Origin of the sequence: Kitasatospora phosalacinea (assembly GCF_030268885.1) — a bacterium.
Classification (GTDB): domain Bacteria; phylum Actinomycetota; class Actinomycetes; order Streptomycetales; family Streptomycetaceae; genus Kitasatospora; species Kitasatospora phosalacinea_C.
In genome coordinates this window covers 170055-191685 of sequence record NZ_BSSA01000010.1, presented here as the reverse complement: position 1 = coordinate 191685, position 21631 = coordinate 170055, and the positions used below count along the sequence as shown (strand labels likewise).

Here is a 21631-nt window from a genome sequence, read left to right as displayed (position 1 = left end):
GGGGAGGGTGGTTCGGCGGGCGCCCCGGCGGCTCCGGGTCGGCCGCCGGGTGGTCGGCCGCCGCGGACGGCGCTACCTCCTCCGGGTAGGCGGGACGGGGGCGAGCAGCGGGCCGCTGCTCTGCCGGGGGGTGAGGACGGGGGCGAGCAGGACGAGTTCGTCCTCGGGTTCGGTGCCGCGTTCGGCGGCGGCGATCCGGCGCATCACCTGGTCGACGGCGACCCGGCCGAGTTCCTGGGCGGGCCCGGTGACGGCGGTCAGCCCGGGGGAGTACTGCTCGGCGAGTTGCTCGGGGCAGAGCGCGACCACCGAGGTGTCCTCGGGGACGGTGCGTCCGCTGGTGGGCAGCAGTTGCAGCAGCGGGCCGATGGCGCTCTCGTTCTGCACCACGAAGCCGGTGGTGTCGGGCCGGTCGGCGAGGATCCGGGCCAGGGTGCCCGCCGTGGATTCGTAGGTGCCCTCGCAGGGACGGTGGAGGAATCGCAGGCCCCGCTCCAGGGCGCGCTCCCGGAACCCGGTCAGGGTGCGTTCCGCGTACCCGGCGTGCCGCTGGTAGACGGCGGGGGCGTAGCCGATGAAGGCGACGTCCCGGTGGCCGAGGTCGGCGAGGTGGTCGGCGCACTGGGCACCGGCCGCGGCGAAGTCGTGGTCGACGCAGGACAGACCGGTGCTGTCGGCGGGCAGGCCGATCAGCGAGGCCTGGATGCCCTGCTCGCGCAGGATGGGGATGCGCTCGTCGTCGAGTTGGACGTCCATCAGGATGACCCCGTCCGCGAGCCCGCTGGCGGCGACCCGGCGGACCCCGTCGGGGCCCTCGTCGTTCGTGATCAGCAGCACGTCGTAGCCGTACTGGCGGGCCGCCATGGTGACCGAGACGGCGATCTCCATCATGATCGGCACGTACACGTCGGTGCGCAGCGGCACGACGAGCGCGATGATGTGGGAGCGCCGTCCCGCGAGCGCCCGGGCGCCCGCGTTCGGGTGGTAGCCGAGCTCCTCGACGGCCTGCTGGACGCGGCGGCGGGTGGCCTCCGAGATCGAGCGCTTGCCGCTGAGCACGTAGCTGACGGTGCTGGGCGAGACGCCCGCGTGCCGGGCCACGTCGGCGAGATTCACCATGGGTGCGGTTCCTGCTTCCTGGTCGGTGGGGGGTGCGGCCCCTTGCGGCGCCAGACTACTGACGCCGGATCGTGCGCGGATCCCCCCGCGGCCGGCTCTTGCCGACGCCGCTGCCGACGCCGCTCTGCCGATGCCGCTGCGGACGCCGGTGCGGACGCCGGTGCGGACGTGCTCCCGCCCGGAGGCCGGAGCAGCGGCGACGCCGGGGCGAACGGCGACGCCGTGGCACGATCACGGATCGTGGACGACACCCGCCCCGCCGCCCCGTTCGACGCCCTGCTGTGCGACCTCGACAACCTCGTCCGGTTCTACGAGCTGGACGAGGTGGAGCGCCTGGAGCGGGCCGTCGGCCTCGCCCCCGGCACCACCGCGGAGATCGCCTACGCCCCGGAGCTGAACCTGCCGCTGCTGCTGGGCCGGATCGGCCGGGCGGAGCGGGCCGCCTCGGTCACCGAGGCGCCGGCCGCCCCGGTCCCCGCCGCGCGGGCGGCCGAGCTCGCCGCCGCGTTCGCCCACGCCCCGGCCCGGGTGGGCCGGCAGGCGGTCGAGCTGCTCCGGCGGGTGCGCCGCGCCGTCCCGCTGGTGCTGGTCACCAACGCCGCCCGCTGGCTCGACGAGGACCTCGCCCACCCGGGCACCGCCGACCTGGCCGACCACGTGGTCAACAGCTCCCGCCTCCACCTCGCCGAGCCCGCCCCCGAGGTCTGCCGGATCGCCGCCGGCCTCGCGGGCGTCCCCGCCCACCGCTGCGCCTTCGTCGACGACCGCCGACGACAGCCGCACCGCCCCCGAGGCCGCCCGGCAGGCCGGGCTGACCGCCGTCCACCACCGCGACGTCTCCGACCTCCGGTGCTCGTCGCCCCCGTCCTGGTCGGGACCGCCGCACCGGCCGCCCGCCGAACCCCTCCCCGGGGCCACGGGGGGCCACCTCAGGGAGTGAGCAGCACCTTCCCCCGGATCCCGCCGGACTCGCCCAGGCGGTGCACCTCGGCGAGGTCGGCGAGCGGGCGGGTGGCGCTGATGTCGAGGACGAGTGCGCCCCGGTCGACCAGTTCCACCAAGGCGGCCAGCTGCTGCGGGTCGTTGCGGGCCACCAGGTGCGTCGCCGTCACGCCGGAGCCCGCGGGGGCTTCGACGGGGGTGGCGACCGAGACGGCCCGTCCGCCCGGGCGGACGGTGGCGACCAGGGCGGCGGTGTCCGCCGGGCCGAGCGGGACGAGGTTGAGCAGCAGGTCGACGGGCTCGCCGCCCAGGGCGGCGGCGACCGGTCCGGCCGTGTAGTCGACCACCAGGTCCGCGCCCTGGCGCCGCACCGCGTCGGCGCTGCGCGGGCTCGCGGTGGCGACCACCTCGGCCCCGGCGTGCTTGGCCAGTTGCGTCGCGAAGCCGCCGATGCCGCCACCGGCGCCGTTCACCAGCACCCGCTGCCCCGCCGCCAGCCGCCCGTGCTCGAACAGCGCCTGCCAGGCCGTCAGCCCCGCCACCGGCAGCGCGGCCGCGTGCGCGAGCGGCACCGACCCCGGCGCGGCCACCAGCAGCCCGGCCGGGGCCACCGCGTACTCGGCGGCTCCACCGCCCGCGTCCGCCCGGCCGACCACCCGGTCGCCGACGGCCAACTCCGTTGTTCCCGGCCCCAGTTCGACCACCGTTCCGGAGACGTCCCAACCCGGTGCGTACGGGAGGTCCACCGGCAGGAAGGACTGCAGCAGCCCGGCGCGCAGCGCGGCCTCGGTCGGGTTGAAGGAGGTGGCCGCGACCCGCAGCAGCACCTGCCCGGCCGCCGGGCGGGGCCGCGGCGCGTCCGTCTCGTGGCGGAGCACGGACGGGTCGCCGAAGGCGTGCAGGCGCACGGCCCGCATCGTCGCCGTCCCGCCCGTGGTGCGGTGCGTCGTGGTCGTCATGGTGGTTCCCCTCGTTCCGGTGCCGGTCCGTGCCGCGTTCGTGCGACCCGTGCCGCGCTCGTGCGGTCAACGCCGCGCTCGTCCTCGAGATCCGTCCTCGCGATCCGTCCTCGCACCGAGAACCTACGGCCGTCGTGGCGAGACGATCCATGCGCCAGGGTGCCCCTTTCCTACGCGGTCGTCTCGTCCGTAGGCTCGCTCCGTGGACGTGCTGAGCGATGTGGTCACGGTGGCGCGGACGGGGCGGCCCCGGTCGGCCCGGGTGCGGTGGCACGCGCCGTGGGCGCAGGAGTTCGCCGCGGTGCCGGGCGCGCTGGCCTTCCAACTGGTGCTGGAGGGGCGGTGCTGGCTGCTGCGTCCGGACACGGCGCCGCTGCGGTTGGAACGGGGGGACGTCCTGTTCCTGCCGCGGGGCGGCGGGCACGTCCTGGCGGACTCGCCGACCGTCTCCGAGGTCGCGCCCGCGTGCACCCCCGACAGCTTCCCGGCCGACACCGCCCCGGTCGCCGCCGACCGTGTGGACCGGCTCGGTCTGGACGGCCCGGCGACCGTGCTGCTCTGCGGGGCCTACCGGACCGACCCGTCCCGGACGCATCCGCTGCTGCACACCCTGCCGGAGCTCCTGCACCTGCCGTCGGCCCCGGCCGACCACCCCGAACTCCACGCCGCGGTCGGCCTGTTGGCCGCCGAGGCGAACGGCCCGCAGCTGGGCACCGACGCGATCGTCCCGGCCCTGCTGGACACCCTGCTGGTGTACCTGCTGCGCCGCTGCTTCACCGACCCCGCCGTCCGGACCGGCCGAAACACCCGGGACGCCCGGAACTCCCCGGAGGGGACGGCCGATTGGGCCACCGCCCTGGGCGACCCCGCCCTGCACGCGCTGCACACCGCCCCGGGCGAACCCTGGACGGTCGCGGGGCTGGCCGCCCGGGCGGGCCTGTCGCGGGCGGCGTTCGCCCGGCGCTTCGCCGCGACGGTCGGCCTGCCGCCGCTGCGCTACCTGACCTGGTGGCGGATGGCCAGCGCGGCCCGGATGCTCCGGGAGACCGACGCCCCGCTGCGCACCGTCGCCGCCCGCCTCGGCTACACCTCCGAGTTCGCCTTCGCCGCCGCGTTCAAGCGCGCCCACGGCCGACCCCCGGGGGCGTACCGCCGCTCACCCTCCGACCTCTCCACCGGAGTTGGCTGACGTCACGTCAATTCTCTTGCGGTGCAGGCTCCCTACCGCTCGGTCCGCGCGCCGCACCACCGAGGCGGCGAAGCCGAGCAGCACCAGGAGGCTTGGGAGCACCAGCGTCCCCGCCGTCGCGACGATCGGCGTCATGCCCCGTCGAACGGGTCGTCCCCGAAGGGAGTTCCGCCCGACCCCGCGCTCCGCCTCCGAGCAGGACGAATTCCGGCCGGGCGTCCCGGACCGCTGCACGGACGTTCTAGCATGGGGGGCCGCCGTGGGGAGCGGCGGCCTGGGGAGGGGCGGGGAGATGCAGCAGCTGGTCGAGTTGGCGATGCCGGACGGGCAGACGGTCTGGGCGCTGGTGGAGGGCCCGTCGGGGCCGCGCGACAGCGGGTTGGGCGAGCAACTCGCCACCCGGCTGGAGGGGTTGCAGGAGTCGCTGCACGCCGTCGCCGCCAACGTGCGCAGCGCGGTCGCGGCGGTCCGGCCCGACGAGGTGTCGGTCGAGTTCGGACTGGAGCTGGCCGCCGGGCGCGGCGGGGTGGTGGCGGCACTGACCGGGGTCGGCGGGAAGGCCACCTTCAAGGTCGCCCTGAAGTGGACCGCCAACGGCCCGTCCGCCGAACAGCCGCCCGCCGAGGAGCCGTCCGCCGAAGCGGCCTCCACCGTGGAGCCGCCCGCCGGGGCGCCCGCCGTCGACGCCGCCCCCGCTCCCGCCCCCGCCGGGGCCTGAACGCGGCGGCCCCCGCGCACGCGATGCGGCACTCCACTGATCCACTGACCGCCCTGCAGGCGTTGCTGGAGCGCTGCCGGGTCCGGGTGAGCGGCCGGACGGACGGCAGCGGGTTCTTCGTCGCGCCCGGCTACGTGCTGTCCTGCGCGCACGTGGCGGGCGGCACGGCGGGGGCCCGGGTGCGGGTCGAGCACGGGGAGGCGGCGTACGGCGCGACGGTGCTGGCCGCCGCGCCGGACGAGTCCGCGGCCGACCGTTCCCCGTACGCGCTGTACCCGTACCCGGACCTGGCGCTGCTGGAGGTGGACGACCCGCCGGTCGGGCATCCGTGCGTGTGGCTGGACCCGGAGTCGCCGTCCTCCGGGACGAAGCTGACGGCCGCCGGGTTCACGCTCGAACTGGGGCCCCGGACCGCCCTGTTGGACACCGGCGGGCGGACCGGCCCGTTCGGGCGGGCGCTGCTGGAGCTGGTGGCGGGCGAGGTCAACCGGGGCCTGTCGGGCGGGCCGGTGCTCAGCCACCGGTCGGGCGGGGTGGCCGCGGTGGTCAAGGCGACCCGGCAGGAGGACAGTGCGATGGGCGGCTACGGGGTGCCGGTGTCGGCGCTGCGGCTGCTCGACCCGGCGGTGTACCGGCGGGTGCTGGGCGCGCACGACCGCTTCCACGCCGCCGACGACCGGTGGCGTTCGCTCGCCGACGCACTGGCCGAGGGGCAGCGGGCGGGCGCGGGCGCGGAACGGTCCGCGGACCGGGCGTTCCTGGCGCTGCTCGCCGAGCTGCCCGCGGACACCTCCGCCGAGTTGCGGGCCGCGTTCCTGCGCGCCGCCCCGCCGGGCACCCCGGAGCCGGACCTGCCGCTGCTGGACCGCCGCGACGCGTACCTGGAGCTGGCCGCCCGGATCACCCTCGGCGGCGACCGGCTGACACCCGAACTCGCCTACTGCGCCGACCTGGTGCGCTCCCTCCCGCCCCACCTGCCGGTGGCCCGGGGGCTGCGCGACCGGCTGCTGATCCGGGCCGGCGAGACCGGCCGGGGCGAGGCGGCCCGGCAGCGGATCGACGACGGCCCGCCCGCGGCGACGCCCGCCGGAACCGCTACCGGGACGGTCGCCGGGACGGCCGTCGGAGCGGGAGCGGCGGGCGGTGCGCCGCGTCCCTCGGTGATCGCCCGGGTCCGGCACTCGCTGCGCGACCGCAACCAGTACCACGTGATGGTGTGGCAGTTCCGCAGCACCGAGGAGATCGTCCCGGCCGGGTCCGAGTCCGGCGAGCTGTCGCTCCCCCAGGCGCTGTCCCTGCTGGCCGAGTTGCTGCCGCCGCAGATCGAGGTGGTGGAGGCGCTGGACGGGAGCGAGCGGGCCGCGCTGGTCGAACTGGTCCTACCGCACGAGGCGTTGGACGAGGACTACGCGGACTGGCGGCTGTGGCCGGGGCTGGACTGGTGGACGCTGGGGCGCAAGCACCAGTTGGTGGTCCGTCCGCTGGAGCGCCACCAGGAACCCCGGCTGCACCACGCCTGGCGCAGGCGCTGGGAGCGGCTGGACGCCCAGTCGCTGGACCGGGCGCTGGTGTGCGTGTGCGGGCGCGGCCGCCAGCACCCCCGGGCGCTGGACGCGGCGTTCAACACCGATCCGGAGCTGACCGCGCTGGCCCTGGCCGGGGCCCCGCGCGGCGAGGCGCTGTCCCGGGCGTTCCGGGTGGCGGTGGCCTCCGGCGTGCCGGTGATGCTGTGGGAGCGCGGCCGCGACCCGCGCCCGCTCGACCGGGACGTCTGCGCCACCGGCTGCGCCGCCCCGGGCCGGGGCGACTGCCCGGACGGCCGCTTCCTGCGCGCGGCCCGCAAGGCGCTCACCGGCACCCACCGGGACGCCCTCCCCGACCGGGTGTACGACCTGCGCAACGAGGCCGAACTGGACGAACCCGCGCCCGCCCCTGCTCCGGCCCCGGAGCACGCCCCCGCCCCGGACGGCCGGGACGCCCCGCTCGGCCACCGCGTGGTCCTGCTCTGGGACGACCCGGCCCGCCAACTGCCGCGCACCCGCCTCGCCCCGGCCGCCACCGCTCCGGCCCCGGCCGCCCCCACCGCACCCACCGCCGTCACCGCCCCCACCGCCGTCACCGCCCAGCCCGCCGACGTGGCGGGGCCGCCTTCCGTCCCCTCACCCCGCACCCAGGAAGGACTTCCCCGATGACCCTCTGGCGCATCTACCAGGGCGTGGACGAACCCCACGACCGGATCGCCGACCTGCCGCCCCCGCCGCCCTGGCGGGAGTTCGACGGCGGTGCGGACGGCGCCCTGGCCCGGGTGGACCGCGACGCGGTCGGCGGCGGCCGTCGGCGGCTGCCCCGGCGGGCCGCGTACCGGGCCGACGAACGCACCGTCGACGCCGTCAACACCGCGCTGTACCTGCGCCGTCCGCTGCTGGTCAGTGGCGATCCGGGCGTCGGCAAGTCCACCCTGGCCGACGCGGTGGCCCGCGAGCTGCGCCTGGGCCCGGTGCTGCGCTGGTCCGTCAACAGCCGCACCACGCTGCGCGACGGCCTGTACCGCTACGACTCGCTCGGCCGCCTGGAGGACGCCGGCCTGGCCCGCCACCAGCCCGCCCCCGCCGTCGACCCCACCCGGTCCGCCGGTTCCGCCGGAGCCGCCGGAGCGCCTCCCGCCGCCCCCTTCGCCGATCTCGGCCGCTACGTCAGCCTGGGCCCGCTCGGCACCGCGCTCGCCCCGTACGCGCTGCCCCGGGTGCTGCTGATCGACGAGATCGACAAGGGCGACGTGGACCTGCCCAACGACCTGCTCGACGTGTTCGAGGAGGGCGGTTTCGAGATCCCGGAGCTGACCCGCGCCGCCGACCAGCAGCCGACCGTCGCGGTGCGCCCGCACGACGGCGGGCCGGCCGTGTCGGTGACCCGCGGGTCGGTGCAGTGCCGGGCCTTCCCGTTCGTGATCCTCACCAGCAACGGCGAGCGGGAGTTCCCGCCCGCGTTCCTGCGCCGCTGCATCCGGCTGCACCTGCCGTCCGCGCACCAGGACGGCGAGCGGCTGCGCGCGATCGTCGAGGCCCACCTGCCGGGGGCGGGCGCGGCCGCCGAGGCCGCCATCGGGGCGTTCCTGGCCCGGGCCTCGACGGGCGAACTCTCCACCGACCAACTCCTGAACGCGGTCTACCTGTTGAGCCCGTCCGGTGGTTCCGCCGGGCCCGACCGGGAGCGCCTGGTCGACCTGGTCATGCAGCACCTCAACGACTCCGCGACCGGTCGGCCGTGACCACCGTCCCCACCCCCGATCCGGAGCGGGACGCCGTCCGCCGCCTGGCCGCGCTGCTGGCCGACCTCACCGAGGACCCCGCCCCGACCGGTCGGGAGATCGCCGAACTGCTCTGGCTGCACGCCCTGTTGGACGATCCGACCGGCTCCGGTCCCGACGGGCCGCCGTTCCTCCGCGCCACCGGGGGAGCCGGGGCTTCCGCCCGCCCACCGCACTCCCCTGCCCGGCCCCGCCCGGCCCCGGCCCACACCCCGCCACCCGCCCGCGACCGCCCCCTCCACCTGCCCGGCCCGAACCCCGGCCCGCACCCCGGTCCGAGCCCCGCCCCGACCTCCGGTCCGGACCCCGCCCGAGCAACCGGTCAGGACACCCCGCGCACTCCCCCACCGCCCCCGCCCCTGCCCGCCGCGCCGATCCGGGTCGGCACCGCCCGCGCGCTGCCCCGCCGCCGCGAACTCGCCCGCGCGCTGCGGCCGTTGAAGCGGCGGGTGCCGTCCGTCGACCGCACCGTGCTGGACGAGGAGGCGACCGCCGAGCTGCTCTCCCGCGATCCGCGCTGGTGGCCCGTCCTGGCGCCCGCCCTGGACCGCTGGCTCGACGCGCGGCTGGTCGTGGACGCGCGCGGTGACAGCGCGGCACTCTGGGAGCCGCTGGCCCGCGAACTGTTCGCGCTGCTGGCCGGGTCCGGCCTCTTCCGGGACGTCCGGCTGCACCACCTCACCGGACCCGACCTCCCGGACGAGGACACCGGCGCCGCCCGCCCCGGACGCACCGCCACCTTCGTCCTCACCGACGGCGTCCACCCCGACTGGGCCGGGCCGCGGCTGCGCGCCGCGCTGCGTCGCCGGGCCCTGGCCGGGCCGACCGCCGTCCTGCACACCCTTCCCGAACACCTGTGGTCGCAGACCGCGTTGGCGCCCGAGCCGGGCCGTTTCCGCACCGCCTCCCCGGCCGATCCGCACCCCGGCTTCACCCCGTACGCCCTGGCCCCGCTCCCGCAACCGCCCGGCACCCTCGCCGTGCCCGTGCTCGGCCTCACCCCCGAGTGGCTCGCCCCCTGGGCCCGGGCCGTGGCCGGGCCGCACGCCTACGACGCGCCCGCCGTCCTGCTCGCCCCCGGCCACCGCCCAGGGCCGCGCGAGGTGCAGCAACTCGCGCTGCCGACGGGCGACTTCGACTCCTTCCTGGCCCAGGCGCAGCCCCGGGTCTTCCGGCTCGCCGCCCTGCTGGCCACCGTGCCGCTCAACTTCGGCGTGATGCGGCTGGTGCAGTCCGCGATGCTCCCGGAGAGCCCGCCCGCCGACCTCGCCGAGATCGTCTTCAGCGGCATCCTGCACGCCGTCCCCGACCGGTCCGCCGCCGAACCCCTGGACCGGGCCTACGAGTTCGCGCCCGGCGTCCGGGAGCGCCTGCTCGCCACCCTGCGCCGCGACGAGGCCGAACAGGTCGTCGCGACCGTCTCCGTCCACCTCGCGACCCACCGCCCGGAGGTCGGTTCCCGCTTCACCGCGGCCGTCCCGGACCCGGAGGGCCCGCTCGCCCTCCCCGCCGACGCCCGCCCCTGGGCCCGCACCACCGTCCCGGCGCGAACCGGATCCACCACCGCCGGACGCCGCTTCTTCCTGTCGGTCGTCGGCGTCGCCGTCCCCCACGAGGAGGAGCCCGACGCCGCGACGCTGTCCGAAGGGGCCGCCGAACTCGCCTTCGCGTTCGGCCTCCTCGGCTACCGGCAGCCCGTGCTGAACGGCGACCGGCCGGCCGTGTCCCTGCTGCGCGCCTGGGCGGAGGACGCCCGGCTCGGCCCCGACGACCTGGCGGTGGTCCACCTGACCGGCCACTCCATGGTGGCCTTCGGCCAGCAGGTCGAACTGCTGCTCCCGGACGGCCTCGCCGCGGCCCGCGGCCGCCAGGTGCGCTCCGTCTCCCTCCAGGAGTTCCGCCTCGCCTTCGGCCGCCTCGGCCGCCTGCTGCTGATCGTCGACCAGCACCCGCTCCGCGCCGAACCGCCCGCCCCGCCGCCGGGGAACCCGCGGCTCACCCTCCTCGTCCGCCGCGGCCCCTCCGGCCGGGGCTTCGTCCGCGCGCTCGCCGACCGGATCGCCGCGGTCGCCGACGGCGCCGCCCCGCCCGCCACCCCGGCCGACCTGCTGGCCTCCCTCGCCCCGCCGTCCGAGCACCTCCTCGTCGCGGATGCCGCGGAGACCCTCCTGCCGTTCTTCGCCGCCGGGGCGCCTTCGTCCGAACCGTCCTTCCTGCTGGACGCGTTGATGTCCTGGCTCGCCGACGGCAGCGGCACTCCCCTGGCGGTCCCCCAGACCCCGCAGCTGCGACTGACCACGCTGCTGCGCTGCCTCCGGTGGCTGGTCGCCGACCTCCGGCCGGTCGTCGTGGACGCCCGCGACCTGAACTCCGGCCGGCTGTGGGGGAGGCTCGACGCGCAACTGGGCCCCCGCGCGTCCGGCACCGTCCTGGACCACCTGGTCGAGCACCGCGACCGCCTGCTCCTGGTCCTGGTCGCCCCGCCGCCGCTGCACAGCTTCCTCCGCACCGCCGCCGACGCCCGGGTCCGCGTCCTGCTGGTCGGAGCGTCCACCCCCTCGCACGACGCCGCGGTCCGACCCGGCCCCGACCGGAGCGAGGCGCAGATCCTCGAAGCGGCCGAGGAGGGCGCGTCCCTGGAACGGACCGACCGCTCCCGGGCCGCCGACGCCTACCGCCTCGTCCTGGACCTCGGCCTGGCCGGTGGCAGCCGCTGGTGGCCGGTCGTCGCGACCACCGCGCTGGACCGGCTCGGCGCCCCGCACTCCACCCCGTACCCGACCCAGCTGGACCGGGTCCAGGCCGCCCTCTCCACCGTCCCGGGCGCCGCCGACGCCCTGCTCGACCTCTCCGCCCTGATCCGCTCCGGACCGCCCGACTTCGTCGAGCAGGTCTACGCGACGCTCCGGGCCCTGATCGCCCACCGCGGGGACCCGGCCACCGGCATCCACGCGGTCGTCGACCCCTCCGCCCTGGGCGCCCTGAACCGGAGGGACCGCGCGGCCGTCCGCAGCTGGATCGACAACGAGCTGGTCGAGACCTCCGGCGCCCCCGAGGAACGCCTGAGCGAACTCGCCACGCTCCTCGACCTGCCGTTGATCTCACCGGCCCCCACCGGCTCACTGCTCCCCCCGTGGGTCTCCCGCCTCGAACCCCGCACCGGCCCGGGCCGGGTGGTCCGGCTCGCGCCGCGGCCCGCCGTCGGCCGACCTCCCCTCCCCGCCGAATCCCTCGACCGCCTCACCCGGGAGCGCTGGGGGTGCCCGATCACGGACTGCACCCGCTACCGGTCCCGTCTCGCCCCACCGCCCCTGCCGAGCGTCAACGCCGAGGGGGGCGCCGTCTGCACCGAGCACCGCACCCTGCTGGCCCCGCTCGGGCCCCGACCGCTGCTCGCCCACTTCAAGGCCGTCACCCAGCAGTTCTGCTCGGCCCAGTTCTCCGTCGAGGAGCAGTCCTCGTTCCCGCTCTCCCTCTCCCCCGACAGCGTCCCCCTGGTGGTCTCCTTCCAGGACGGCACCGTCACCGTCCGGGCCACCGACATCGGTGCCCGCCACCGCCCCGCCGCCCCCGCCACCGCCCCCTGGCAGGACCTGGTCCCCGACCGGCCCCTCCCCTTCCCTCCCGGCGCCCGCATCGCCACCACCCCCTACACCGTCCTGGTCCGCACCGGCACCCCCCTCCCCGGCGAAGCGCCCCCGCCCGCTCCCGCCCCCTGACCCCTGGCCCCGACCCCTGACCCCTGACCCCGTCGAGCGGAGCCTGCGGCGCGGGCCTGGCGGCTGCCGTCCGGTCGACGTGCTTCTCCCGCTCGGCTGAACGGTTCTCGAACCGACCACCGGTCCGCCCTTTCCCGCCTCCCGCCGCACCGCTCCCACCCCGGCCCCCGAGCGGGACGAGATCGTCTCGGTGCCCAGGGGGTGGTACGCGGACGCGCTCGGCCACCCGCCCGGCCGAGGTGGCCGCGGCGGTGCCGCTGCCGGCCTCCCGGGCGGGCGCGGGCATCCACCGACGCCCGCCTCACGGTCGACGGCGGCATGACCGCCTGACGGAGCACCCGGGACGCCTCGGGGAAGCGTCCGGAGGTTCCCCGGGAAATTCGTTGTACACCGTAGAAGAACTCCTCTACGGTGTACAACGAGCGGTCGCCCGGCCGCCCCGACCTTCCCCTGGAGTCCCCTTGTCCCAAGCCTCCGTCCCCTCGCCCGTCGCCCCGCACCCGCGGCGGTGGGCCATCCTGGCGGTGGTCTGCCTGGCCACGCTGGTGGTGCTGCTCGACAACACCGTGCTCAACGTGGCCATCCCCTCCCTGACGGAGGACCTGGGCGCGGGCACGGCCGACGTCCAGTGGATGATCAACGCGTACGCGCTGGTCCAGTCCGGCCTGCTGCTGACGGCGGGCAGCCTGTCCGACCGCTACGGGCGCAAGCGTGCGCTGCTGACCGGCCTGGCGCTGTTCGGCGCCGGTTCGACGGCCGCGGCGCTCGCCCAGTCCTCGGGCCAGTTGATCGCCGCCCGGGCCGGGATGGGCATCGGCGGCGCGCTGCTGATGACCACCACGCTGGCGGTGGTGATGCAGGTGTTCCAGGGCGCCGAGGTGCCGAAGGCGATCGGCGTCTGGGGCGCCGTCAGCTCGCTCGGCTTCGCGGGCGGCCCGCTGCTCGGCGGCGTGCTGCTGGCGCACTTCTGGTGGGGCTCGATCTTCCTGGTCAACATCCCGGTGGCGCTGCTCGGCCTGGTCGCGGTCGCCCGCCTGCTCCCCGAGAGCAAGGACCCTTCGGGCCGCCGTCCGGACGTCCCGGGTGCGGTGCTGTCGACGGTCGGCATGGTCGGCCTGGTGTACGCGATCATCTCCGGTCCGGTGCACGGCTGGGGTTCCGGCCCGGTGCTGCTGTCGGGGGCGGTCGGCCTGGCCGCACTGGCGGGCTTCGTCGCCTGGGAGGCGCACACCCCCGCCCCGATGCTGGACCTGGCCTTCTTCCGGAACCGGCGCTTCAACGGCGCGGTGGCGGGCGGCGTCCTGGTCGCGTTCGGCATGGCGGGCTCGCTGTTCCTGCTCACCCAGTACCTGCAACTGGTGCTCGGCTACCGGCCGTTGGAGGCGGGCCTGCGGATGTCGCCGCTGGCGCTGGTGATCGTGCTGCTCAACCTGTCGGGCGTCGGCGCCCGGCTGCTGCCGAAGATCGGCTTCGCCGGTGCCGTGGCGATCGGCATGGGGCTGCTGGCCGGTGGTCTGGCGCTGCTCGCCGCGCTGGGCTCCGGCCACGGGTACCCGGGGCTGCTGGCGGGCCTGCTGCTGATGGGCTGCGGCATCGCGGTGGCCAACCCGGCGATGGCCGCGGCCGTGATGGGCGCGATCCCGCCGGAGCGGGCCGGGGCCGGCGCGGGCGTGCAGGGCACGGTCACGGAGTTCGGCGGTGGCCTGGGCGTCGCGGTCCTCGGTGCGGTCCTCGGCTCCCGCTTCGCGGCGGGCCTCCCGCCGGAGGTCCCGACCTCGGCGGCGAAGTCGCTGCCCGAGGCGCTGGCCGCCGCCCCGGGCGACACCGCCCGACAGGCGGTGCACGACGCCTTCGCCCACGGCCTGACGTCCAGCCAACTGATCGGCGCCGCGGCCGTCCTGCTCGGCGGCCTGCTCTCCGCGGCCCTGCTGCACCGGGCCGACCGCCCCGCCACCGGCGCCCCCTCGCCCGACCCCGCCGCGGAGCCCGTCCCCACCGCCCGCTGACCGCTCCGCCCCTCCGCCCCGCGCCCCCTCCGCCGCAGGCCGTACGGTGGTGACACCCCGTAGAAGCGAAGGAGCACCGTGGCCACCAAGCGAGCCTCGCAGGTCAAGCAGAGCGTCTGGCTCACCCCCCGCCCGGCCCGCGGCCGCCGCTCCTCGCGGGCGGGCGAGGGCGGGCCGGGCAGCCTGGACCGCGAGGTGATCGTCGCCGCGGCCGTCCGGCTGCTGGACGAGCTGGGCGAGCCGAAGTTCTCGATGCGTGCGCTGGCCTCCCGGCTCGACGTCACGCCGATGTCGCTGTACTGGTACGTCGCCGACAAGGACGACCTGCTGGAGCTGGCCCTGGACGTGGTGGCCGGCGAGATGGCGCTGCCCGAGGTCGGCGACGGCACCGACTGGCAGGACGGCCTGCGCGCCCTCGCGGTGACCTGGCGGGCCACCATGCTGGCGCACCCCTGGGCGATCCGGATCTACGGCGACTACCTGAACATCGGGCCGAACTCGGTCCGCTACTCCGCCCGCGCCCTGGAGATCGCCCGTTCCTCCCCGCTCTCCGAGGCCGACGCGATGGCCGCCCTCTCGGCGATCTTCCAGTACACCTACGGCTTCACCGCCACCGAGGTCAACTGGGCGGAGAAGGCCGCGGAGGCCAACGGCAGCACCGACGACCTGATCGAGGAGATCACCGAGGCCGTCCGCGACCTCCCGGGCGTCGCCGACTCCGGCATCATCGTCGAACGCCCCCGCGAACCCGACCACCTGCTCCGCGAACGCGACTTCCACCGCGCCCTCGACTGGCTCCTGATCGGCATGCAGTCCGGCCTCCGCTGACCGTCCCGCCGCCGACCGCCCCGCCACCGCCCCTGCGCCGACCGCCCCTGCGCCGGCCACCGTCCCGCCGCGGCCGACCGGGCGGATGGGCTAGGGTCCTGCGCGTGCCCCAGCCCGTTGCCCTCCCCGCGCCCCCGCCCGTGCGTGCCTCGTGAGCCTCGCCCGCGCCCTGATCGACGTCCGGCCGCTGCGGACCTCCCGCCTGTTCCGGCGGCTGCTGTTCGGACGGACGGTGTCGACCCTGGGCAGCTTCATGACCGTGGTGACCGTGATGTTCCAGGTGTGGGACCGCACCCGCAGCCCGGTGTGGAGCGGGGCGGTCGGCCTGGCGCAGGCGCTGCCGATGGTCGGGTTCGGTCTGTTCGCGGGGGCCTGGGTCGACCGGGCCGACCGGCGCCGGATCTACCTGCTGGGCAACGCGGGGCAGGCGACCTGCTCGCTGCTGCTGGCGGTGCAGGGGTTCACCGGGCACGTGCCGGTGGCCGCGGTGCTGGTGCTGGTCGCCGTGCAGGCGTCCTTCGGCGCGCTGGGCGCCCCGGCGGCGGGGGTGTTCGTCCCGCGCCTGCTGCCGAAGGACCAGGTCGCGGCGGGCGTGGCGCTCAACCAGGCCTCGGGGCAGGCGATGATGCTGCTGGGCCCGGCGGTGGCGGGCGTGGTGCTCGGCTGGTGGGGCGCCGGGGTGTGCTACCTGCTGGACGCGGCGAGCTTCGGCGTCTCCTTCGCGTGCGCGTTCGGGCTGCCGCCGCTGCCCCCGGTGGGCGGTGCGTCCCGGGCGGGGCTGGGCGGGGTGGCGGACGGGCTGCGGTTCCTGACGGGCCACCGGGTGGTGCGGGGCGCGCTGCTGACGGACCTGGCGGCGACGGTGCTGTCCATGCCGGTGTCGCTGTTCCCGCTGGTGAACACCGAGCGCTTCGACGGGAACCCGCGCACCCTCGGGCTGTTCCTGTCCGCGCTGGCGGTGGGCGGGGTGGTCGCGACGGCGCTCTCCGGGCCGGTGACCAGGTTCGGCCGCCCGGGCCCGGTGATGCTGGCCGCCTCGTCGGTCTGGGGCGGCTCGCTGGCCGCGTTCGGCCTGACGGACCGGGCCTGGTCGGGCCTGCTCCTGCTGGCCGTGGCCGGCGGGGCGGACGCGCTGGCCGTCCTCGCCCGCACCACGATCGTGCAGACCTGCACCCCGGACGCGATGCTCGGCCGGGTGACGGCGGCGGAGACCGTCGTCGGCCAGGCCGGGCCGCAGCTCGGCAACCTGCGCGCGGGTCTCGTCGCGGCCTGGGGCGGGGCCGCGGCCGCGCTGGTCGGCGGCGGTCTGCTCTGCCTGGCGGCGGTCGGCGCGGTGGCCGCCTCGACGCCTCAGCTGCGCCGCGGCGCCGCGGCCGCCGCGGACACGGGGAGCGCGGGCAGCACGGGCAGTGCGGGGGACGCCGGGGGCGCCGACCCTCAGGTGAACTCCTGCTGACAGCGCTCCAGCCAGTCGAGTTCGGCCTGCAGGTGCAGGACCTCGCCCTCGATCAGGAGGCGGGAGACGCCGTGGTCGGCGGCCCGGTCGGCGGTGGCGTGCAGGCCGCGGATGGTGGCGAGGCAGTGGGAGCGCTGGAGGTCGATCAGGGTGCGCGGGTCGGCGAGGCGGGTGCGCGGGGCGAGGACGAGCTTGAGGAAGAACTCCTCGCGGACCTTGCCGCCGTCGGAGGGCCGGGCGAACCAGTCGGCGAGCGCACGCCGGCCGTCCTCGGTGAGGGCGAAGACGCGCTTGGCCGGGCGGCCGTCCTGGGCGACGTCCTGCCCCTCGATCAGGCCGGACTTCTCCAGTCGGCCGAGCGTGACGTACACCTGGCCGTCGTTGGTGCGCGCGTAGGCCGGGCCGAACGTGGACTCCAGGGCGCGCCGGAGCTGGTAGCCGTGTGCGGGGCCCGTGGCAAGCAGCGCGAGGAGCGGAAGCCGCACTCGGTCGCCTCCCTTCGAGGTGAGTGGGGGGAGTGCGCCGTGCGGCCGAACTTCGTCGGTCGTACGCCGGGCGGCTCTCCTTGGCTTTGCTCTACCCCGTTGTGCGCCCCCTTATTCGCCCTGATTCGCCCCAACTGGTGGCACTCGAAGGCTCAGCAGGTGACATCTTCACCTCCTGTCTCCTGGACATGCCCTTTGGCCTATACCTAACATCTAGGTATCTCCGAGGAACTGACACGACGTCAGGCCCTGCGGACCTGTGCCTGTCAGCGCGACCTCCCTCGCGCGCTCCCGTGAAGGTGACGCATGATCACGTCCGTCGTCCCCGCCGACCCGTCGCGCCCCGCGGAGGGCCTCCCGGCCTCGGCCGTCCTCACCGCGGACGGCCCGCTCCCGGAGGAACACCCGGCCCCGGCCGCCCCCGACGTGCTGTGGTGGCGCGACGCGGTGATCTACCAGGTGTACGTGCGCAGCTTCCAGGACTCCGACGGCGACGGCATCGGCGACCTGCCGGGCGTGCGGGCCCGGCTGCCGTACCTGAAGCGGCTGGGCGTGGACGGGGTGTGGCTGAACCCGTTCTACCCGTCGCCGCAGCACGACCACGGCTACGACGTGGCGGACTACAAGGGCGTGGACCCGATGTTCGGCACCCTGGAGGACTTCGACCTGCTGGTCGAGGACTGCCGGAAGCTGGGCCTGCGCCTGGTGCTGGACACCGTGCCCAACCACTGCTCGGCCGAGCACCCGTGGTTCCTGGAGGCGCTGGCCGCCGCCCCGGGCAGCCTGGAGCGGGCCCGGTTCCACTTCGCGGACGGCCGGGGCGCGGACGGCGAGCTGCCGCCGAACAACTGGCGGGCGATGTTCGGCGGCCCGGCGTGGTCCCGGATCACCGAGCCGGACGGCACCCCGGGCCAGTGGTACCTGCACATGTTCACCCCGGAGCAGCCGGACCTGAACTGGCGCAACCCCGAGGTGCCGGTCGAGTTCGAGAAGGTGCTGCGGTTCTGGCTGGACCGCGGCGTGGACGGCTTCCGGATCGACGTCGCGGCGGGCCTGTTCAAGCACTCCGAGCTGCCGGACTCCCCGGACCCGGAGGCGGACGAGCGCACCCGCGACTCGGTCAACCCGCTGGCCTGGAACCAGCCGGAGGTGCACGAGGTGTGGCGCTCCTGGCGGGCGATCTGCGAGGAGTACACGGCGCTGGACGGCCGCCAGCGGCTGCTGGTCGGCGAGGCCTCGGTGCCGACCCCGGCCGAGCAGGCCAAGTACGTGCGCGGGGACGAGCTGCACCAGGCGTTCTTCTTCCACCTGCTGCACGCCCCGTGGGACGCCGAGCACTTCCACCAGGTGATCGACGCCGCGGTGCGGGACATCACCGCGACCGGCTCGACGGTGACCTGGGTGCTGAACAACCACGACCAGGTCCGCACCACGACCCGCTTCGGCAGCCCGGAGCGGGCCCGGGCTGCCGCGCTGCTGATGCTGTCGCTGCCGGGCGCGGCGTACCTCTACCAGGGCGAGGAGCTGGGCCTGCCGGAGGTCGACGACCTGCCGGACGAGGTGATCACCGACCCGATCTTCCACCGCACCGGCAACCGCAAGGGCATCCGGGACGGCTGCCGCGTCCCGCTGCCGTGGTCCGGGACGGAGGCGCCGTACGGGTTCGGCCCGGAGGGCTCGGCGCCGACCTGGCTGCCGCAGCCCGCCTCGTTCGCCCAGCACACCGCCGAGCGGGCACTGGCCGACCACACCTCGCCGTACCACCTGTACCGGGAGGCGCTGCACCTGCGCCGCCTGCTGCCGCAGTTGGGCGAGGGCACGCTGCGCTGGATCGAGACCCCGCCGAACGTGCTGGCCTTCACCCGGGGCGACGGCCTGCTGGTGGCCACCAACTTCGGCACCGTCCCGGCCCCGGCGCCGGTGACCGGCCAGCCGCTGCTGTCCTCCGGCCCGTGCCCGGCCGGGGTGCTGCCGCCCGCCACCACCGCCTGGTGGATCCAGCCGCGGCGCTGACCCTCCCCGTCCCGGGACACGCCCGAAATTCGCAGCAAACTCACACCGTTCACCGAGTTTGGATCGCAAAGCCGAAAAATGGGCCGCCGATGACCCGTCCTTTACCTGCCGGGTGACCGAAATAACCCATTCGGGCGTTCACATCGTGGACACACGGTCGATGTCCGCAGGTCAGCCCTGGGACAATGGTGCAGACCACCGGTCCCACCCCGTCGGCCGGCGCGTGTCAGGCGCGCCGCCGACGGTCCTCAACGGCGAGGAGGACCAAGGGCGCTCCCCGGGACGGGAGCGCCCCCGTGCACCATCCGACCACGGAAGGTTGTGCCCGAATGCCGGCCACCCCCAGCTCTGCCGCGTCCAGCGACGCCGGCGCCCGCCTGATCGAGCCGCTGTACCAGGAGGTGCTGCGCCGCAACCAGGGCGAGAACGAGTTCCACCAGGCGGTCCGCGAGGTCCTCGAAACCCTCGGCCCGGTGCTGCAGCAGCGCCCCGAGCTCGTCGACGCCCGGATCGTGGAGCGCGTCTGCGAACCCGAGCGCCAGCTGATCTTCCGGGTGCCGTGGTCCGACGACGAGGGCGGCATCCACGTCAACCGCGGCTTCCGGGTGGAGTTCTCCAGCGCCCTCGGCCCCTACAAGGGCGGCCTGCGCTTCCACCCCTCGGTCAACCTGGGCATCGTCAAGTTCCTCGGCTTCGAGCAGATCTTCAAGAACGCCCTGACCGGCATGCCGATCGGCGGAGGCAAGGGCGGCTCCGACTTCGACCCCAAGGGCCGCTCGGACGCCGAGATCATGCGCTTCTGCCAGTCCTTCATGACCGAGCTGCACCGCCACCTCGGCGAGTACACCGACGTCCCCGCCGGTGACATCGGCGTCGGCGGCCGCGAGATCGGCTACCTGTTCGGCCAGTACAAGCGGATCACCAACCGCTACGAGTCGGGCGTGCTCACCGGCAAGGGCCTGGGCTGGGGCGGCGCGCAGGCCCGCACCGAGGCCACCGGCTACGGCTGCGTGATGTTCACCGAGGAGATGCTGCGCACCCGCGGCGAGAGCCTGGCCGGCCAGCGCGTGGTCGTCTCCGGCTCCGGCAACGTGGCCATCTACGCGATCGAGAAGGCCCAGCAGCTCGGCGCGACCGTGCTCACCTGCTCCGACTCGACCGGTTACGTGGTCGACGAGAAGGGCATCGACCTGGCCCTGCTCAAGGAGGTCAAGGAGAGCCGCCGCGGCCGCGTCTCCGACTACGCCGAGGCGCGCGGCCCGCACGTGAAGTACGTGGCCGGCACCGGCGTGTGGAACGTCGCCTGCGACGTGGCGCTGCCCTGCGCCACCCAGAACGAACTGCACGAGTCGGACGCCCTCGCGCTGGTCCGGGGCGGCGTCAAGGCCGTCGCCGAGGGCGCCAACATGCCCACCACCCCCGAGGCCGTGCGGATCTTCCAGGAGGCGGGCGTCGCCTTCGCCCCCGGCAAGGCCGCCAACGCGGGCGGCGTCGCCACCTCGGCGCTGGAGATGCAGCAGAACGCCTCGCGCGACTCGTGGACCTTCGAGCACACCGAGGCCCGCCTCGGCGAGATCATGAAGCACATCCACGACTCCTGCTACACCACCGCGGAGAAGTACGGCAGCCCCGGCAACTACGTGGTGGGGGCGAACATCGCGGGCTTCGAGCTGGTCGCCGACGCGATGCTCGCCCAGGGCCTGATCTGACGGTCCGTCCCGCGACGGGCCCGGACGGCACCCGCGGTCCGGGCCCGTCGCGCGGAAGGCCGTCCGCCCAGCGGCCGCACCGCGCCCGGCGGCCAGCTCCTCGCCGCACCCCCGGTCCGGCCGTCCCGCAGGCGCTCGTGCCCCGGACGCGGGCCGACCGCTGCCGCCCCGCGCCGCCGGTCGGTGCCGGGGCCGCCGCCCGTCCGCCTGACGCCCCGTCCGCTCCCCCGCTCCCCCGCTCCCGCCCCGGGCTGTTCCCCCAGGTCCCGGGGGCGGTAGGTTGTGCCGTCACGCCGTGACCGGCGGACGCGCACGGGGAAGGGCGGGGTCGCCATGTCCGGGAGGTCCGGGGGGAGCCGGGAGCGGCGCACGCACGGGCCCGACCGGACCAAGACCGGGGCGACGCCCCGGCGCGGCGCGGCCCGCCGCCCGACGGGGCGCCGACTGCCGCCCGCACTCGCGGCCCTGCTGGGAGCACTGCTCGCGCTGGCCGGGCTCGCCCTCGGGGTGGGTGTGCTGATCGGCAGCGGCGCCGCGATGGCCGAGGTCCGGGCCGAGCACCGGCTGCCCGAGCTGCGGATGACGGTCACCGACTGCCGCACCACCGGCGAGTCCCGGAGCCTGTCCAACCACTGCCGGGGCACCGGTGACCCGGGCGGCACCGACGTCACCCCCGGGCCGTGGCGGTACGACGGCGCGCCGCTCGACTACCGGGCGGGCACCGTCGCGGACGTCCGCTGCACCGCGGACGGCTCCTGCACCCGGCTCGGGGTCGGCGACCACGTGCTGACGCTGGTCGCCGGCCTCGGCGGCCTGCTGCTGACCGGCGCGGCGCTGACCGGTCTGACCACCACCCTGCTCGGGGCCTTCGCCCCGTCCCGCGCCGCGGCCCTGCGCCGCCCCCGGACCGTGCGCGCCGGTGCGGCGGCGGCCGCCGCGACCCTGGTCCTCGCCGCCGCCGGTTCCCTGCTGTACATGCTGACCTGACGCCGCACCACCCACCGGGGCGCGGCCCGGGAGCAGCCCCGCGCACCACCGCCGCGAGGAGAGTGAGGGACGCGATGCCCGGACGCCACCACCCGGGACGGGCCGGGACCGGCACCGCCCCGACGCCGCCCGTGCCACCCGCCCCGCGCCCGCCATCCGGGCCGCCGTCCGGGCCGCCGCAGGCGCACTGGGGA

Annotated in this window: 14 protein-coding genes and 1 pseudogene; 12 read left to right on the top strand and 3 right to left on the bottom strand. The window is 76.1% G+C overall.

The window, feature by feature from the left end:
• Positions 1–72 precede the first annotated feature (72 nt).
• Positions 73–1119, bottom strand: a complete 1047-nt coding sequence (locus QSK52_RS17110; protein WP_285736943.1) for a LacI family DNA-binding transcriptional regulator — start codon at positions 1117–1119, stop codon at positions 73–75.
• Here QSK52_RS17110 and QSK52_RS39455 point away from each other — a divergent pair.
• Positions 1090–1827: pseudogene (locus QSK52_RS39455) on the top strand (hypothetical protein); the annotation flags it as partial. The gene QSK52_RS17110 and the pseudogene QSK52_RS39455 sit on opposite strands and share 30 nt — an antisense overlap.
• Positions 1828–2048: 221 nt before the next feature.
• Here QSK52_RS39455 and QSK52_RS17100 read toward each other — a convergent pair.
• Positions 2049–3020: an NADP-dependent oxidoreductase gene (locus QSK52_RS17100; RefSeq protein ID WP_285736941.1), complete on the bottom strand. Its 972-nt coding sequence runs from the start codon at positions 3018–3020 to the stop codon at positions 2049–2051.
• A gap of 202 nt (positions 3021–3222) precedes the next feature.
• Between QSK52_RS17100 and QSK52_RS17095 the strand changes: the two genes are divergently transcribed.
• The 8 genes from QSK52_RS17095 (at position 3223) to QSK52_RS17060 (ending at position 16243) form a co-directional block, all read left to right on the top strand.
• Positions 3223–4209 carry an AraC family transcriptional regulator gene (locus QSK52_RS17095; RefSeq protein WP_285736940.1) on the top strand — a complete coding sequence of 329 codons (987 nt, stop codon included), beginning with the start codon at positions 3223–3225 and terminating at the stop codon, positions 4207–4209.
• A 292-nt stretch (positions 4210–4501) separates the two neighbouring features.
• Positions 4502–4927, top strand: a complete 426-nt coding sequence (locus QSK52_RS17090) for a CU044_2847 family protein (protein WP_285736939.1) — start codon at positions 4502–4504, stop codon at positions 4925–4927.
• Between the two features lie 23 nt (positions 4928–4950).
• Positions 4951–7119 (top strand): trypsin-like peptidase domain-containing protein, encoded by a 2169-nt coding sequence (locus tag QSK52_RS17085; protein ID WP_285736938.1) that lies wholly within the window; start codon positions 4951–4953, stop codon positions 7117–7119.
• Entirely contained in the window at positions 7116–8195 is a 1080-nt protein-coding gene (locus QSK52_RS17080; protein ID WP_285736937.1) for an AAA family ATPase, read from the top strand. Before QSK52_RS17085 ends, QSK52_RS17080 begins: the two co-directional genes overlap by 4 nt.
• Positions 8192–11953 (top strand): SAV_2336 N-terminal domain-related protein, encoded by a 3762-nt coding sequence (locus tag QSK52_RS17075; protein ID WP_285736936.1) that lies wholly within the window; start codon positions 8192–8194, stop codon positions 11951–11953. The genes QSK52_RS17080 and QSK52_RS17075 overlap by 4 nt, the downstream gene beginning before the upstream one ends.
• Before the next feature lie 461 nt (positions 11954–12414).
• The gene (locus tag QSK52_RS17070) at positions 12415–13959 is read left to right on the top strand and encodes an MFS transporter (RefSeq protein WP_285736935.1); all 1545 of its coding nucleotides are present in this window, start codon (positions 12415–12417) and stop codon (positions 13957–13959) included.
• Between the two features lie 78 nt (positions 13960–14037).
• On the top strand, positions 14038–14787 hold the full coding sequence (locus QSK52_RS17065; RefSeq protein WP_285736934.1) for a TetR/AcrR family transcriptional regulator: 750 nt from the start codon (positions 14038–14040) through the stop codon (positions 14785–14787).
• Between the two features lie 151 nt (positions 14788–14938).
• Positions 14939–16243 (top strand): MFS transporter, encoded by a 1305-nt coding sequence (locus tag QSK52_RS17060; protein WP_285736933.1) that lies wholly within the window; start codon positions 14939–14941, stop codon positions 16241–16243.
• On the opposite strand, the gene QSK52_RS17055 is transcribed toward QSK52_RS17060, so the two are convergent.
• Complete coding sequence (locus QSK52_RS17055; protein WP_285736932.1) at positions 16225–16728, bottom strand: PadR family transcriptional regulator; 504 nt, start codon at positions 16726–16728, stop codon at positions 16225–16227. The genes QSK52_RS17060 and QSK52_RS17055 overlap by 19 nt on opposite strands.
• Before the next feature lie 306 nt (positions 16729–17034).
• Here QSK52_RS17055 and QSK52_RS17050 point away from each other — a divergent pair, with 306 nt between their 5' ends.
• From QSK52_RS17050 to QSK52_RS17040, 3 genes are all read left to right on the top strand, one after another.
• Entirely contained in the window at positions 17035–18741 is a 1707-nt protein-coding gene (locus tag QSK52_RS17050; protein ID WP_285736931.1) for a glycoside hydrolase family 13 protein, read from the top strand.
• Positions 18742–19070: 329 nt separating this feature from the next.
• On the top strand, positions 19071–20450 hold the full coding sequence (gdhA, locus tag QSK52_RS17045) for an NADP-specific glutamate dehydrogenase (protein WP_285736930.1): 1380 nt from the start codon (positions 19071–19073) through the stop codon (positions 20448–20450).
• Positions 20451–20783: 333 nt separating this feature from the next.
• On the top strand, positions 20784–21437 hold the full coding sequence (locus QSK52_RS17040) for a hypothetical protein (RefSeq protein ID WP_285736929.1): 654 nt from the start codon (positions 20784–20786) through the stop codon (positions 21435–21437).
• Positions 21438–21631: the final 194 nt, after the last annotated feature.

What these genes read in the sequence shown, in the direction of transcription:
- QSK52_RS17110 (WP_285736943.1), bottom strand. Translation starts at nt 1,119, where the DNA reads ATGGTGAATCTCGCCGACGTGGCCCGGCACGCGGGCGTCTCGCCCAGC.
- QSK52_RS17100 (WP_285736941.1), bottom strand. Translation starts at nt 3,020, where the DNA reads ATGACGACCACGACGCACCGCACCACGGGCGGGACGGCGACGATGCGG.
- QSK52_RS17090 (WP_285736939.1), top strand. Translation starts at nt 4,502, where the DNA reads ATGCAGCAGCTGGTCGAGTTGGCGATGCCGGACGGGCAGACGGTCTGG.
- QSK52_RS17085 (WP_285736938.1), top strand. Translation starts at nt 4,951, where the DNA reads ATGCGGCACTCCACTGATCCACTGACCGCCCTGCAGGCGTTGCTGGAG.
- QSK52_RS17080 (WP_285736937.1), top strand. Translation starts at nt 7,116, where the DNA reads ATGACCCTCTGGCGCATCTACCAGGGCGTGGACGAACCCCACGACCGG.
- QSK52_RS17050 (WP_285736931.1), top strand. Translation starts at nt 17,035, where the DNA reads ATGATCACGTCCGTCGTCCCCGCCGACCCGTCGCGCCCCGCGGAGGGC.
- gdhA (WP_285736930.1), top strand. Translation starts at nt 19,071, where the DNA reads ATGCCGGCCACCCCCAGCTCTGCCGCGTCCAGCGACGCCGGCGCCCGC.
- QSK52_RS17040 (WP_285736929.1), top strand. Translation starts at nt 20,784, where the DNA reads ATGTCCGGGAGGTCCGGGGGGAGCCGGGAGCGGCGCACGCACGGGCCC.